This is a genomic window from Alkalilacustris brevis, assembly GCF_003350345.1.
Classification (GTDB): Bacteria; Pseudomonadota; Alphaproteobacteria; order Rhodobacterales; family Rhodobacteraceae; genus Alkalilacustris; species Alkalilacustris brevis.
Genome location: NZ_QNVJ01000053.1, coordinates 76,443 through 90,527 on the forward strand (window position 1 = coordinate 76,443; position 14,085 = coordinate 90,527).

Consider the following 14,085-nt stretch of genomic DNA (forward strand, 5'->3'; position numbering starts at 1 on the left):
CATGCAGAAAGAAGCAAACCCCCTACTGGTCCTCGGCGCGCTCGAAATGCGCGACCGGCTTGCAAACGGCTCGCTGCGCGCGGTCGACCTGGCGCAGGCATACCTGGCGCGAATCGCGGAAGTCGACCCAGAGGTTCAGGCATGGGCCTGGCTCGACAGCGAGGATGTTCTGCGACAGGCAAAGGCTCTCGATGCCCACCGGGCGTCGGGCCGCCCGACGGGGCCGCTGCATGGCCTGCCGGTCGCACTCAAGGACATCATCGACACCCGGCGCATCCCGACCGAAAACGGAACCGCGATCGACGCCGGGCGGGTGCCGGGGGAAGATGCCTTCGTCGTCCAGAGACTCAGGGCCGCCGGCGCGATCATCATGGGCAAGACCGTCAGCACCGAACTGGCCTTCCTGCACCCGGGCAAGACCCGCAATCCGCATAATTCCGAACACACCCCCGGCGGGTCATCCTCGGGGTCGGCGGCGGCGGTGGCCGCGTTGATGGTGCCGCTGGCGATCGGCACCCAGACGGGCGGCTCGGTGACGCGCCCGGCCGCCTATTGCGGCGTGGTTGGGTTCAAGCCGACCTTTGGCGCGATTCCCCGCACGGGTGTTCTTGCCCAGTCGCCTTCGCTGGATACTCTCGGTGTATTTGCCCGCACGATCGAAGACGCCGCGCTGCTGTCCGAGGTTCTGTTCGGCCACGACCCGGCGGATCGGGCCACCGAGCCGATGCCGCCACCCCGACTGTTGAAAACGGCGCTATCCAGGCCACCCGTCAAGCCGATGTTCGCATTCGCGCGGCTTCCGGGCTGGGACCAGGCCGATGCGCAAACCCATATGGCCATGAAAGAGCTGACCGAGGCGCTGGGAGAGCAGTGTTTCGAGGCGCTGCTGCCCAATGCCTTCGACGAAGCCAGTGAGATTCGCGAACGGATCAATTTCGCCGAAATGGCCAAGTGCTACTATTCCTACGAGCGGCGCGCGCCCGAGCTTCTGTCGCAGGTCATGCAGCAGGCCATGGACGCGGGCAAGGCGATTCCGGCGCGCGATTACATAGCGGCGCTTGACTGGCCCGACGTACTGTATGCGGGCCTTTCGGAAATATTCGGGCGTTGCGATGCATTACTCGCACCATCGGCGCCGGGTCCGGCCCCCAAGGGGCTGGAAAGCACTGGCAGTTCCATCTTCAACGGATTGTGGACGTTGTGCGGAACACCGACGATAACGATCCCGCTGCTTGAGTCCGAAAACGGGCTGCCAATGGGCGTGCAACTGATCGGGCGGCGCGGCGACGACGCCCGGCTCTTGCGCACCGCGCGCTGGCTGGCGCTGCAGATCGCCGCTGTCGATGCAAAGGAGCAGGCCCATGTCTGACCGCGTACTGGCCTTTTTCGCGTTTCTGTTGCTTGTGGCCTTTCTGGGCATACTTGCCTGGGAGTTGCCACGCCTGGACCTGGGGGGCGTGATCGCGATCACCCTGGCGCTGGCGGGATGGGATTTTCTGAGCAATGCGCTGAAACGATCCGGGCGTCGCTGAGCGCGATTGCGCCATCGGCCGGGTATCGTTGCAGAGATCACGCAGGGGTGTGAGTTTGCACTCCCCATTGACGTCAGCCCACGCGCACGCTGGCGAGACTTCGAAAGCGTGACGTGATCGTCGAAGCAGGCTCTCGGAAAACCGACCATCCGGATGCGGCACTTGATCCATCGGCGCCAGGCGGCCTACCATACCACCGGGACCGCCGCCTTCATTATTCACATCGCCTGTTCCTGTTCATTCGACGACGGATATTGTGACTCATGCGCCGATTTTTTCACCCCGCCATCCTTTCACTCGGCCTGGTTGGAGCGCTGTGGGTCACCCCGCAGCCGGTCTGGGCACAATCCGACGATGATGCACAGGCCGCGCAGCGTTTCTACGCCGCCGGGCAGGCCGCGATGGACGAAGGGGACCGCTTGCGGGCCGTGGCTGCGTGGCGGCTGACGGTGCGCCATGACCCGACCCATTTGCAGGGTTGGATCGCGTTGGGCGATGCGCTTCTTGACACCGATCCGGCCTTTGCCGCCACGGCCTACCGGCGCGCTCTGAGCATCCTCACCGAGGCTGCGCCTGCCGTGGCGCAGGCCGCGCCGACCCCCCGGCCGCTCACCGAGGGGGCGGAAACCGAGGGCGTCCTGGCCGCGGTTGCGGGGCATCTGCAGCACGAGTTGGGCCGGCCGGTGCACCTCTCGCCGCTTGTGGCGCGGCGATACGGCGCGCATGCGTTCCTCATTGCCACGGTGCGCAGGCCCGATGGGCGGCCGCTCGACTGGGAAAACACCCCCTATGCCGATATGTGGGCCGCTGACATGATGAGCGACACCAGCATGACGCTGCTGGAAGAGGCGGGCGGCTCCTGGCACGTCAGGGAACACGAAACCGGCCCCACCGATGTTGCCTGGTTCGGCTGGATGCAAATCCACGACCTGCCGCAGGCGCTGTTCATGGAAGATGAGTAAACACGATGTTTCCACGGTTTCGTATCCTTGCTCTGCCGATGGCCCTTGTCGCTTTCCACGGTCTGTCGGAACCCGCCCTTGCACGTGATGCCCCAGGCGCGGACTCGGGCGTTCCCGACGGGCAGGAACGGCTTATGTTCCAGATCGTTCGGGCTGGCGTCGATATCTGGGGAACGGGCGAGATGTTCACCGTCGGCTTTGACCGAACCTCGCGCTCGATGGGGGAGTTGTGGATCCGTGCTGAAACCGCACCCGAGAGCGAGGCGCGATCCATCGGGGTCTTTCTGGCGCACCGCATCCACTATGTGTTCGAGGCCATCGATGCCGGTGATCTCGCGCCGCTGAGGGCGCTGCTTTCATCTGGCGATCCGGGCGGAGATGCTCCCTCGCTCCCATGGCCTTCGGAACCGCCCGGGTCGGCGCCCGAGGCGGCGCCCGATTTTGGCTGGCGGGATTTTGATGCTGAGTATGGCACGCTGCTCTGGATGCCGGCGGCGGACGATGACCGCCCGCTTCTGCCCATGGTCTGGACCTGCCTGGACACGATGGTCGAGGTTTCCTTCCCCAGAACCGGCCCCGAGGAAAGCGCCGAGCCCTGGCAGATGTTCCTGCGGGTAAACGGGCAAAGCTTCGTGTCGGATGTGACCATCCACGATCACGGTCTGACCACTAGCTACCCCCTTGCCAGCGGCCTGTTGACCGCCATGCGCGGGGCACGGGAAATGGTGCTTGCGCCTGACGGCGACGATCAGGTGGTTCTGCCTGCGCAAAGTGGCGATCTCGGCGCGCGGGATCGCTTCTTTACCTGGTGCCTCATGTCGATGGAGCGCCCCGATGCCACGACGCCGTGAAACGCCTCGCACCGGGGCGCGCCGGCTTTTTTGGGTCAGCGCGCTGGCCGGGCTTGTGCTTGCGATGCCCGCCAGGGCCGAAATCCCCGACGATCTGACGGTCTTTCTCGAGGCGCTCACGGCCTCGCCGGAAGCCGCGAACGCCCTCGACCCGCTCATCTCGCGGGATGACCGCCTGCGCCTCTTGCAGGCCCTCGCCCGCGGGGATTCCGCCGCAGTGGTCGATTCCATCCTCGGGCTTGCCGAGGGACGGGCCATGGAAGAGCTGAAACGCGCCGTGCCCTTTCTGGGGAAGGTGTTCCTGGCGCGCGATGCGGGGCTTTGGCTGAGCGAATATGTCTGGGATCGCGCCGCCACACATGGGTTCGAGACCGCCAGGGCGCGGCTAAGCGAGACGATCCCGCGCGAAAACTGGCCCCGCGACTGGGACAGCTACCGCGCCTCCGGCCAGTTCGATGCCGAGCTTTTCCGCAGCTTTCTGACGCATGACAGCATGGTGTTTACCAATGCCGTCTGGCGCGAACATGGCATCGAGAACGCCGATCATCCTGACGCCGAAAGGGTTTTGTTCGAGGCATTCTGGAACCGGGTTCTGATCGAGGATGCCTATGAGGCCGCCGGACTAACGGGAAGCGCACGCACCCCCGAGCGCCTGCGTGCCTGGTTGGACGATGAAATCGCTTTCCAGCAGGAACTGGCCCTGATGAGCGCGGACAGCTGGCGCGAGCATCTGCTTTTTCTGGAAAGCGTGCAGGCACAGGCGCGGGAAAACGCGCTGAGGCAGCAGGCCGAAGCGCTTGCGGAGGAAGAGAGTCTCCCGCCTGCCGACGAAGCCATGGAAACAGAGATTGCCATCGCCATCGAGACGGAGGTGATGGAGCTGGAAGAGGCAATGCCTGAGTTGTCCGAGGCGCATCTTGCCCCTTCACCCCCTGACCAACCCGACCCCGAGGAAGCTGCCCCCCCCGCAGTGACGGGTTTTGCGATCTCGCACGGAACACAGGTCCAGGGGGAAAGCACGCAGCACAGCGTCAGTATCGCCCAGGACGGCGACACGCCGGTGACGCTGTTCCTGTCGCTTGCTCCCCTCGGCCAGGCGACAAGCGGCGGGCTTGGCCACGGCACGATCCCCGAGATTCTTGCGCTTGGAGTTGGAGACAGCTGGGCGGTCGAGATCATGGTGATGGGCGATCACCCCGGCGCAATGCTGTCCGTCGGGCAGGGGGCGGAAAACCGGACCCAGTTGGCGCTTCTTCCCGCCCACGAGGTCGAAGACCCGCAGCCCGCACCGCCTTCTGCGCCACCCCTGCCTGGCCCGCAGGACGACCCCGATGCGCTCTGGCTTGCCGCGCCGGTGGTTTATGAGGGGCAGCAACGGATCGTTTACCGTCTCAGCGTAGGCGGACGTGTGCACAGTTCGGAATGGGTGGTGCCCGGTGTCACCTATACATTCCTGCCCAGTGGGGAGCTACTCACGGCGCATGGCGGCTACACGGCCATGTTTCCGGCCCACACGATTGACGAAACAGGTGAAATCAGCTTCATCACGCAGCCCCAGGCCATCGATCCCTCCGAGCTGACACTTGGACAGGTCGCAGTGGATGACGGCCGGGTCAACGTGCGCGGGTTGATTGACCTGATCGAGCAGCGCATGGGCGAGGCCGGATTGAGCTTCGGCAACGCGGGAACCACGGAGATCACCGTCGAGCGCATTACCACCGACATGGCGATCGATATTCCTTACCCGCAAACATCGCCGCCGGTTTCGCTCCGCATCGAGACCATGATGCATCTGGACCGCTTGAACGGGGGGGCATCGCGTTGAAGCGGCGCGGGCGGCTATCGTGAACACGATATCCGGATCGTCACCGGGAACGGCGCCGAGAGCATCACCGGGTTTCCCTATGGGCCCTCACACAACGTGATCGGCTGAGTCTGGCGTGGGGCGGGCGGTCAACCCTGCGCGAGGCGGGCCTCGAGCCAGGCCAGCATGTCGGTGATCTCGTCGTCATCGAGCATGTCGGTGCCCAGAAGTTCCATGCTGCGCAGCGCGTTGACCACCAGAAAGGCCACGGTGGCAAACTCCGGATCGGCGGCATTGGTGCGGATACGTTCCAGAAAATCGCGCTGGTGGCGGCGCACCGGTTCCAGCAGGCCGGGGTTCTCCACCAGCACCGCCAGCAGGCTGGCCGGCGGTGGCCTGTGACAGGCCATATCCTGGCGGAACTGTTCGATATAGCCGGAAATCACGGCATCCGGCGCGCCGGTCCGTTCGCGGCTTTGCAAGGCGTCGTCGGTCTTGCTCAGATGGTGTTCGACCAGTCCTTCGAACAAGGCGAGCTTGGACGGAAAGTGATAAAGAAGCCCGCCTTTCGATACCCCCGCCTCGGCCGCCACTGCATCAAGCGACAGGTTCGACGGCCCCGCCTCACGCGCCAGCGCCTCGGCCGCCTCAAGAATACGCTGGCGGGTCGCTCCGGGGGTCCGCGTGCGTTTCCTTTCGGCAGGAGGCGGGGTTGGGGGCATGGTGGTCTCCTCGGCAGTGCAACCTTGACTTTACCGACCAGACGGTATAGCTGCCGCTGACATTATGCAAGACCTCTTCCCCGGAGCCTTCTGAATATGTTCAAGCGTTTCGTCATCGCCATTTTGCTGCTCGCCGTGGTCGGTGGCGGTCTAGTCGGGTTCAACCTGTTCCGTGACCGGATGATCGCCGAATTCCTGGCCGACATGCCGGTTCAGCCGCTGCCGGTCGAGACGGTCGAGGCCGCGGAAATCACCTGGCAGCCGGTTCTCACGGCAATCGGCACGATCAATGCGCTCAAGGGTGTCGAACTGACGGTCGAGGCTGCGGGCATCGTGCGCGAATTGGGTTTCGTGGCCAATGACGAGGTTGCGGCGGAACAGGTCCTTTTGCGCCTAGATGACGAGGTCCAGAGCGCCGACCTGACAGCGGCCCGTTCGCAACTGGCACTTGAGCGGGCCAACCTGGAACGCCAGCGCGAACTGCAGGAACGCGGCGTGGCCTCGAATGTCTCGCTCGATCAGACGCAGGCGGCGTTCGAGGCCGCGACCGCCCAGCTTGCCCGCGCCGAGGCCGTGATCGCCCAGCGTACACTACGTGCCCCCTTCAGCGGCACCATCGGCCTGCCGAGGGTGGAGCAGGGCGATTACATAAGCCCTGGCACCGTCATCGCGACCTTGCAGGATCTCGATGACATGCGCGTGGATTTCAGCCTGCCTGAGCAGGCGCTGCCCGAACTGCGGATCGGCCAGAGTGTCGATGTGCGCGTGGACGGCGATGCGCACAGCCATACCGGCGCGATCACCGGGATCGATCCGCGCGTCGATCCGAACTCGCGCATGGTGGCGGTGCGCGCCACAATCGAAAACCCCGAGCGCAACCTCACCCCGGGCCAGTTCGCCCGCATCCGCGTCAACCTGCCTGTAGAGGATGGCGTGATCGCCCTGCCGCAAAACGCCGTCACCATCAGCCTTTATGGCGATTTCGTCTATGTGGTGCGCAGCCGCGAGAACGGCGCCGAGGATGCGCTGGAGGTGCGGCAGGTCTTTGTCACGCTGGGCCGGCGCTCCAACGGGGTGGTCGAGGTTGTCGATGGGCTGTCATCCGGCGATCTGGTGGTATCGTCCGGCCAGAACCGGCTTTCAAACCGCGCGCCGGTCTATCTGGCCGAAACCCGCGCGCCCGAGCCGGTCGCCGCGGAGGCCCGGCCATGAACATTTCCGAGCCGTTCATCAAGCGGCCTGTCGGCTCGACGGTTCTGGGGCTGATGATCCTGCTTGTGGGGCTGATGGGGGCCCTGGGCCTGCAGACCCGCCAGTACCCCGAGGTGGACGAGACGGTCATCACCGTGACTACCGTTTATCCCGGCGCCTCGGCCGAGCTGATCCAGGGCTTTGTCACCACCCCCATCGCCGGCGCGGTGGCCGCAGCCGAAGGGGTGGATTACGTCACCAGCCAGTCGCGGCCCTCCGCCTCGGTCGTCACGGTCAACATGCGGCTGGGGCAAGACCCCGATGTCGCACTGACCGAAGTGATGTCCAAGGTGCAGGAGGTGCGCTCGCGCCTGCCTTCGGGCGCGCTGGACCCGAACATCGTCAAGGGCACCGGCCAGACCTTCGCTACCATGTATCTGGCGGTGCAAAACCCCGCCATGACCGCCGAGCAGGTCACCGAATACATCGAGCGGGTGATCGTGCCGCGCATGTCCACCATCGAGGGCGTGGCCGAAAGCCAGGTCATGGGCGCGGCCAACTACGCCATGCGCGTCTGGATCGACCCGGTGCGGCTGGCGGGGCAGGGCTTGACGGCAGGCGAGGTCTCGCAGGCGATCAGCAACGCCAACTTCCTGGCCGCGCCGGGCCGCACACGCAACGAGCTTGTGACCTATTCCATCTCGATGGACTCCACGCTGCAAACGCCCGAGGAATTCGGCGCCCTGCCCATTGCCGGCTCGGGCACCGAAGTGGTGCGCCTGCATGACGTGGCCTTTGTGGAGCTGGCCGCCGAGAACACCGATATGGTGGTCAATTTCGACGGCGAGCCAGGCACCTTCATCGGCGTTTTTCCCAGCCCCGGCGCCAACCCGCTGGATGTCTCGGCCGCGGTGCTGGCCGAGTTGCCCGCGCTGCAGGCCAGCCTGCCCGACGGCATGACCATGGAGCTGATGTATGACGCCACCGAACAGATCGCGGCCTCGATCAACGAGGTGCTGCTGACCATCCTGCAGGCCACGCTGATCGTGGCGCTGATCATCCTGTTGTTTCTGGGCTCGGTCCGGTCGCTCTCGATTCCGCTGGTGGCGATACCGCTGTCGCTGGTGGGCGGGCTCTTCATCCTGTTCCTGATGGGCTATTCGATCAACCTGCTGACGCTGCTTGCGATGGTGCTGGCGATCGGGCTGGTGGTGGATGACGCGATCATCGTGGTCGAGAACGTGCAGCGCCACCTCGACGCGGGCAAATCGCCCATGCAGGCGGCCTATACCGCCATGCGCGAGCTTTCCGTCGCGATCCTGGCGATGATGACGACGCTTTTCGCGGTGTTTCTGCCGCTTTTCTTCACCGGCGGGCTGACCGGGGCGCTGTTTCGTGAGTTCGCGGCGGCGCTGGCGGGGGCGGTAGCGATCTCGGGCATCGTGGCGCTGACGATTTCGCCGATGATGGCGGCGCGGGTGCTGCGGCCGGGCGGCGAGAACCGTTTCCAGCAGGCCCTGGGGCGGGGTTTCCTTAGCCTCGAGGGCTGGTATGAACGCAGGCTTTCCTCGTCGCTCAGCTTTACGCCGGTAACGGTGCTGCTGGTGGTGGTCCTTACCGGGGTGACGGGGTTCCTGTTCCTCAACACCTCGTCCGAGCTGGCCCCGGAGGAGGACTCCGGCGCGCTCTTTTCCTTTGTCAACGCGCCGTCCTTCGCCACGACCGAATACACCAGCCACTATATCGACCAGATGCGCGCACGCACCGCCGATCTGCCGGAACTGGCGGCGAATTTCTCGATTGTCGGATTTGGCGGGCAGACCAACTCGGGCATCATGCTCTGGGCTTTTGACGACTGGGCCGACCGCGAACGCAGCCAGGCCGAGATTCAGGCGGACCTCCAGGCGCGGATTGCGCCGATTGCCGGGGTGCAGGCCTTTGTTTTTGCGCCGCCCTCGCTGCCCGGTGCGGGCGGGGGGCTGCCCATCGGCTTGGTGATCCAGTCCACTGGCGACCCGTCCGAAGTCTATGAGGTGGCCGAGCGCATCCGGCAGGAGGCCGACGCTTCGGGCCGCTACCTGGTGGTGCAGAACTCCATGTCGTTCGATACCACCGAAATCGTCGTCACGATCGACCGCGACCGCGCCGCCGCGCTCAACCTGCCGGCCAGCCAGGTCGGCGCCACGCTCAGCCTGCTGGTGGGCGATGGCGCGACCGCGCAGTTCGACCGGGATTCCAAAAGCTATGACGTGATCCTGCAGGTGCCGCGGGAATACCGCGACAATCCCGAACGCCTGGGCGAATACCATGTCCGCGCCCTGAGCGGCGAGATGGTGCCCCTGGGGGCCGTTGCCGATATCTCCACACGCGTGGCTCCGCAGTCGATCGAGCAGTTCAACCAACTCAACTCGGCCACGATCACGGCGTTGCCGGTGCCCGGAACCTCTACCGGGGACGGGCTGGCCGCGCTGGAAGAGATCGCGCTGGCCGAGCTGCCCGACGGGTTCTTCCTCGACTATCAGGGCCAGTCGCGGCTGGAGAAGACCGAAGGCAACACCATCGTGCTGGCCTTCGCGCTGGCCATCGTGGTGATCTATCTGGTGCTGGCCGCCCAATTCGAAAGCCTGCGCGACCCGGTGATCATCCTGATGTCGGTGCCCTTGTCGATCTTCGGGGTGATCGTGCCGTTGAATCTGGGGCTTGGCACGCTCAACATTTATACACAGGTGGGGATGATCACGCTGATCGGGCTGATCACCAAGCATGGCATCCTGCTGGTCGAATTCGCCAACCAGCTCCGCCGTGACCGGGGCTTCGACCGCCGCACCGGTATTGTCGAGGCTGCCAAGCTGCGCCTGCGCCCGATCCTGATGACCACCGCCGCCACCGCGCTGGGGGTCGTGCCGCTGATGATCGCCGATGGTGCGGGTTCGGCGGCGCGCTTTGCCATGGGGCTGGTGATCTTTTCGGGAATCACGGTGGGCACGGTGTTCACGCTGTTCGTGGTGCCGGCCTTCTATGTGATGATCTCGCGCCCCGAAAATGCCCCCGCCCCCGAAGAGCCGCAGCGCGACACCCCGGCCCCGGCGCAGGCCTGAGCCGCAACCGGCCCGGGCGAGCAAGAACAGATCAAACGCGACACGCCCTAACCAGAGACCGAACCAATCATGTGCGGGTTGGCTTCAAGGAAGTTGATCTGTTCCCTGCAGATATGAACGCCCTCGAAAACCCACCCAGGTTTCGAACATCCCTCTTCGGCATCCCCGAGGGCGTTCAGACCTTCATTGACATTTTGTTAGGAATCCATACTAAATATCTTAAATACAACAAAACAGGGAGGAGCATCGATGGACACGTTTGAACAGGACGGGCGCGCGAGTGCCGTTCCCGGCGAGCGACCGGTCGCCGAGCAGGGAACCTGCTTGCAGAGTGGCGGAGACAGCGGGGCTGCGGCCGCCCGCCTCCGCCGAACTGCCCGCGCACGCGCAATTTACTCCTGATCAGGTGCAAGATGATTATTGATGCCTATACGCACTTCATACCTGCCGAGTTCATCCAGGCGATGGAGAAGATCGCCGGAGACCACAAGGACATCGGCATGCGGATGCGCAGCATTCCCGCAGTCCACGACCTTGACGTACGCAAGCGGGTGGTGGCCGGGTTTCCCGACTATCGGCAGGTGATCGCCTATCCCCAGCCACCGATCGAGAATATCGCGAAGCCGGAGCAGATAGACGACCTTCTCAAGCTGATAAATGACGGGCTTGCAGGCCTTTGCGAGCGCGAGCCGGACACGTTCTGCGGCTGGATCGCACAAGCCTCGCTTGCCTCGCCCGACTGCAGCGCGCGCGAGGTGGAGCGCGCGATAGCAAACGGCGCGCTCGGCGTGCAGGTCTACACCAACGTCAACGGCGAGCCGCTGGACCAGTCGAAGTACGAGCCGTTCTTCGACACGATGAACAGACTCGGAAAGCCGGTTTGGCTGCATCCGGCGCGCACGGCGGCTCATCCCGACTACATGAGTGAAGACAAGTCGCTATACGAGATCTGGTGGGCGCTGGGCTGGTCCTACGAGACCGCGGCGGCCTTCTCGCGCCTGGTCTTCTCGCAGACATTCGACCGCTATGAGGATCTCCAGCTCGTGCTCCACCATTTCGGCGGTATCATCCCGATGCTGGAGGGGCGCATCGGGCCTGGCTGGGATCAGCTTGGCTCCCGCACCTCGGGTGAGGATTACGGCGCCTTGCTCGATCGCCTGAAGAAGCGGCCGCTCGACTATTTCAAGCAAAACTGCTTTGTCGATTGCGCCACGTTTGGCGGGCGGGGGGCCATGCTCTGCGGCTTGGACTTTTTTGCGCATGACAAGATACTGTTCGCCTCCGACTGCCCTTTCGATCCGGAGCAGGGGCCGGGCTACATTCGCGACACGATCGCGATCCTTGACGCGCTGGATCTGAGCGAGAGCGAGCGCGAGGCGATCTACTCGAAGAACATCGAGAGACTCACAGGCCGTGACTTCGGCCGATGAGCGCTTCAGGCGCCTGCAATTCCAGAAAAGGTTGATGGACTTTTTCGATTCGGAGTTGCGCAAAATCAAGGATCTGCAGCGGTTCGGCTGTTTCAGCGAAAAGGTCGAAACCTTGTGGGGCGATCCGCCGCTGCCTGGCGGCGGCATGTGTTGAGGACTTGATGTGACCAATCTCCGGCCGTTTCGAGCCGGAAAACACCAGGGAGGAACAACAGATGAAACATGCAATCGCGACCGTGGTCCTGTCGCTTGGAGTCGCTGCCGGCGGATCAGCCGCAGCGCAGACCGTCGGGGTCGCCACCTCGAATCCGGGGTCGCTGATGCACGGCATCGGCACCGCCGTCGCAACTGCCGCCAGCCAGTCCGGTCTCAATGCCTCGGTTCAGGCAGCCACGAGCCCGAGCCAGTACCTGCCATTTGTCGCCGGCAACAATATCGAGTTCGGCGTCTCCAATCTGGAGGAGTTCATCTACGCCCTTGAGGGCCGGGAGTGGTTCGGCGGTCAGGCGAATGAGAATCTGCGTGTGGTCGCGCTGATCATGCCGCTGCAACTGGGCACCTTTGTCCGGGCTGACTCGGGCATCAGGACGATCAGCGATCTGGAGGGGCGCTCGCTTGTCGGTGGGTTCGGCGCCCAGCCGACGGTCCTGCCGCAGCTCGCCGGCATCCTGGCGACGGCGGGGCTGACGCGTGACGATGTGGTCACCGTCCAGGTGCCGAGCGTCGTCGCCGGCGCCGATGCTTTCATGGCCGGCGATGTCGATGCTTTCCACTTCGCTCATGGGGGCGGCAAGGTGCGTGAGGCTGACGCCGCCGTCGGCGGGGTCTATGCGCTGCCTGTCGAGAATTCGCCGGAGGCGCTCGAGGCGCTGCGCGAGCATTGGCAAACCGGGCAGATTCTCGAGATCTCGCCGGGGCCTGCAGCCCCGGGCGTGACCGAGACGGCAAGCTATGTCGCGTTCCCCCAACTCGTCTTCACCAATGCCGATGTCGATGATGCGATGGCCTACCAGATGGCAAAGGCGATCTACGAGAACCAGCAGCTGCTTGGCGAGACTTTCCCGCCGTTTCTCCAGTTCGATCCGCAGGAGCACATGGTCGGTGAGGTCGCGCCTGCCGAGTACCACCCTGGCGCCATCGCGTTTTATCGCGAAGTCGGCCTTTGGAACGACTAGGAACCAGCGTCCCGGGGCTCCGGGGCCGTGACCATTGCCTTGGCGGAGGCCGCTTTGCAGGCCGCTTCCGCCAAGGCTGCCGAGGAACCGTGTTCCATTCACGTTCGGTGAAAAATGTTCTCGGCGGTGCCGCCGGATACTTGCCTACCGCGGGAAGCTCCAGTTTTCGTGACTTATTTCAAGGATGCGTATCGGGGCGCCTTCTTGCTGCGTATCGGCGCGCAGGCTGAATTCCACCATTTGCGGGCGTCCGAAATTGCGAAATGTCACCTCGACGGTGATCATCCCGCGAAACACGGATCTCGGGGTGACCGAGAAATCGGTAATCTCGATATCCTGTGCATCGTACAGCGGATCGGCCCCCATCGGATGGTCGGCAATCAGCCCGACATCGTCGAGAAAGAAGAAGTCGCGCGCACGCGGGCGCTCCAGCGGGCTGAGCGCCTGACCCCGCGCCGCGAGGTCGTGAAGGGTGTATAGCCGCTCGACCAGCCGAACCGCTGCGTCCTCCATGTCAATTGTGTCTTGGGTATGGTCTGCATCCGCCGGCGTGCCGTCCTCGGCCAGAAATCGTGCTGAAACCCAACCCTGGCGGCGTGAATCGGCCGAAGCCATGAGGCACCAGCGAGGCGGCAGGTCGAGCTGCTGGCGCCGTGCGGGCGACAGGTTCATCCCTTGCTCATAAGTCATGAACGGCACGCAGGTGACCTGGACAAGACCGGTCTCGCCGGGTGCGAACTCACCAATGATCGGGTATTGCGTTCCCGGCCCCATGCGTGCGTTGAGCACATCATCGGGCGCCACATCGATAACCTGCCAGGCGTCGGGCCCGTGGCCGTCAAGATACGCCTGCGCCTGCGCCAGGCCTGCGCCCAGTGTCACGATCATCCCGGCAGTGATACCGATCGCCCCGTTTCTTATCAGTCGCCAATTCATGAAGTTATCCCTTTTGTTCAGTGCCTTGTCGTGATCCGCGCAGAGCTGCGCACCCCGGTCGGCGAAGCCCGGCCAGAGCTTGTTGTGCGACCGGGCTGAAATCAGGGTCATCAGCTGCGCCAGCCCGGTCGGGGAAATCCGTCCACCGGGCTAGGGCTCCGGGGTAAGCTGCAGGCCCCGCGTAATCGACGCGGAGCCTGCCATTTCCGACAACGGACCTGAGCTTCGACTTGAAAGCCATGGGCACGCCCCCCTAGAACCTTCACCCGCAGCATTGCACACGTGAAGGCCGGGGCGCAACGCACCTGCCAGAAGCTGCTTTCATGTCAGGCACGCTGCCAGGACGGACGCGCCCCGCGCGGATGGCGCGCCGGGGGGGGGGGG

12 protein-coding genes are annotated in these 14,085 nt (G+C 64.4%); 9 read left to right on the forward strand and 3 right to left on the reverse strand.

Features of this window, described 5'->3' with window-relative positions:
• The first annotated feature begins 1 nt into the window (after nucleotide 1).
• From DQ229_RS07735 to DQ229_RS07750, 5 genes are all read left to right on the forward strand, one after another.
• On the forward strand, nucleotides 2–1,369 hold the full coding sequence (locus tag DQ229_RS07735) for an amidase (protein WP_114965709.1): 1,368 nt from the start codon (nucleotides 2–4) through the stop codon (nucleotides 1,367–1,369).
• Nucleotides 1,362–1,532, forward strand: a complete 171-nt coding sequence (locus tag DQ229_RS16605; protein ID WP_202909531.1) for a hypothetical protein — start codon at nucleotides 1,362–1,364, stop codon at nucleotides 1,530–1,532. Before DQ229_RS07735 ends, DQ229_RS16605 begins: the two co-directional genes overlap by 8 nt.
• A 263-nt stretch (nucleotides 1,533–1,795) precedes the next feature.
• Nucleotides 1,796–2,494, forward strand: a complete 699-nt coding sequence (locus DQ229_RS07740; RefSeq protein WP_114965696.1) for a hypothetical protein — start codon at nucleotides 1,796–1,798, stop codon at nucleotides 2,492–2,494.
• A gap of 134 nt (nucleotides 2,495–2,628) precedes the next feature.
• Nucleotides 2,629–3,345 (forward strand): hypothetical protein, encoded by a 717-nt coding sequence (locus DQ229_RS07745; protein WP_155326472.1) that lies wholly within the window; start codon nucleotides 2,629–2,631, stop codon nucleotides 3,343–3,345.
• On the forward strand, nucleotides 3,329–5,170 hold the full coding sequence (locus DQ229_RS07750) for a hypothetical protein (protein WP_114965698.1): 1,842 nt from the start codon (nucleotides 3,329–3,331) through the stop codon (nucleotides 5,168–5,170). Before DQ229_RS07745 ends, DQ229_RS07750 begins: the two co-directional genes overlap by 17 nt.
• 128 nt (nucleotides 5,171–5,298) lie before the next feature.
• Here the strand turns inward: DQ229_RS07750 and DQ229_RS16905 are convergent, their stop codons facing one another.
• A complete protein-coding gene (locus tag DQ229_RS16905) occupies nucleotides 5,299–5,871 on the reverse strand; it encodes a TetR/AcrR family transcriptional regulator (protein WP_114965699.1) in 573 nt (190 codons plus the stop codon).
• 96 nt (nucleotides 5,872–5,967) lie between these two features.
• Here DQ229_RS16905 and DQ229_RS07760 point away from each other — a divergent pair, with 96 nt between their 5' ends.
• The 3 genes from DQ229_RS07760 (at nucleotide 5,968) to DQ229_RS07770 (ending at nucleotide 11,590) form a co-directional block, all read left to right on the forward strand.
• Nucleotides 5,968–7,083, forward strand: coding sequence for an efflux RND transporter periplasmic adaptor subunit (locus DQ229_RS07760; RefSeq protein ID WP_114965700.1), 1,116 nt, complete (start codon nucleotides 5,968–5,970; stop codon nucleotides 7,081–7,083).
• Nucleotides 7,080–10,160, forward strand: a complete 3,081-nt coding sequence (locus tag DQ229_RS07765) for an efflux RND transporter permease subunit (protein ID WP_114965701.1) — start codon at nucleotides 7,080–7,082, stop codon at nucleotides 10,158–10,160. Before DQ229_RS07760 ends, DQ229_RS07765 begins: the two co-directional genes overlap by 4 nt.
• Before the next feature lie 413 nt (nucleotides 10,161–10,573).
• Entirely contained in the window at nucleotides 10,574–11,590 is a 1,017-nt protein-coding gene (locus tag DQ229_RS07770) for an amidohydrolase family protein (protein ID WP_114965702.1), read from the forward strand.
• Here DQ229_RS07770 and DQ229_RS16490 read toward each other — a convergent pair.
• Nucleotides 11,565–11,789: a hypothetical protein gene (locus DQ229_RS16490; RefSeq protein WP_162300796.1), complete on the reverse strand. Its 225-nt coding sequence runs from the start codon at nucleotides 11,787–11,789 to the stop codon at nucleotides 11,565–11,567. The genes DQ229_RS07770 and DQ229_RS16490 overlap by 26 nt on opposite strands.
• A 16-nt stretch (nucleotides 11,790–11,805) precedes the next feature.
• Between DQ229_RS16490 and DQ229_RS07775 the strand changes: the two genes are divergently transcribed.
• On the forward strand, nucleotides 11,806–12,765 hold the full coding sequence (locus tag DQ229_RS07775) for a TAXI family TRAP transporter solute-binding subunit (protein WP_114965703.1): 960 nt from the start codon (nucleotides 11,806–11,808) through the stop codon (nucleotides 12,763–12,765).
• A gap of 144 nt (nucleotides 12,766–12,909) precedes the next feature.
• Here DQ229_RS07775 and DQ229_RS07780 read toward each other — a convergent pair whose 3' ends face one another.
• Nucleotides 12,910–13,701 (reverse strand): SH3 domain-containing protein, encoded by a 792-nt coding sequence (locus DQ229_RS07780; protein ID WP_155326473.1) that lies wholly within the window; start codon nucleotides 13,699–13,701, stop codon nucleotides 12,910–12,912.
• Nucleotides 13,702–14,085 lie beyond the last annotated feature (384 nt).

Excerpts from the sequence above, each read along its gene's own strand:
- DQ229_RS07770 (WP_114965702.1), top strand. The coding sequence starts at position 10,574 with ATGATTATTGATGCCTATACGCACTTCATACCTGCCGAGTTCATCCAG.
- DQ229_RS07750 (WP_114965698.1), top strand. The coding sequence starts at position 3,329 with ATGCCACGACGCCGTGAAACGCCTCGCACCGGGGCGCGCCGGCTTTTT.
- DQ229_RS07780 (WP_155326473.1), bottom strand. The coding sequence starts at position 13,701 with ATGAATTGGCGACTGATAAGAAACGGGGCGATCGGTATCACTGCCGGG.
- DQ229_RS07745 (WP_155326472.1), top strand. The coding sequence starts at position 2,629 with ATGTTCCAGATCGTTCGGGCTGGCGTCGATATCTGGGGAACGGGCGAG.
- DQ229_RS07740 (WP_114965696.1), top strand. The coding sequence starts at position 1,796 with ATGCGCCGATTTTTTCACCCCGCCATCCTTTCACTCGGCCTGGTTGGA.
- DQ229_RS16905 (WP_114965699.1), bottom strand. The coding sequence starts at position 5,871 with ATGCCCCCAACCCCGCCTCCTGCCGAAAGGAAACGCACGCGGACCCCC.
- DQ229_RS07765 (WP_114965701.1), top strand. The coding sequence starts at position 7,080 with ATGAACATTTCCGAGCCGTTCATCAAGCGGCCTGTCGGCTCGACGGTT.
- DQ229_RS07760 (WP_114965700.1), top strand. The coding sequence starts at position 5,968 with ATGTTCAAGCGTTTCGTCATCGCCATTTTGCTGCTCGCCGTGGTCGGT.
- DQ229_RS07775 (WP_114965703.1), top strand. The coding sequence starts at position 11,806 with ATGAAACATGCAATCGCGACCGTGGTCCTGTCGCTTGGAGTCGCTGCC.
- DQ229_RS16605 (WP_202909531.1), top strand. The coding sequence starts at position 1,362 with ATGTCTGACCGCGTACTGGCCTTTTTCGCGTTTCTGTTGCTTGTGGCC.
- DQ229_RS07735 (WP_114965709.1), top strand. The coding sequence starts at position 2 with ATGCAGAAAGAAGCAAACCCCCTACTGGTCCTCGGCGCGCTCGAAATG.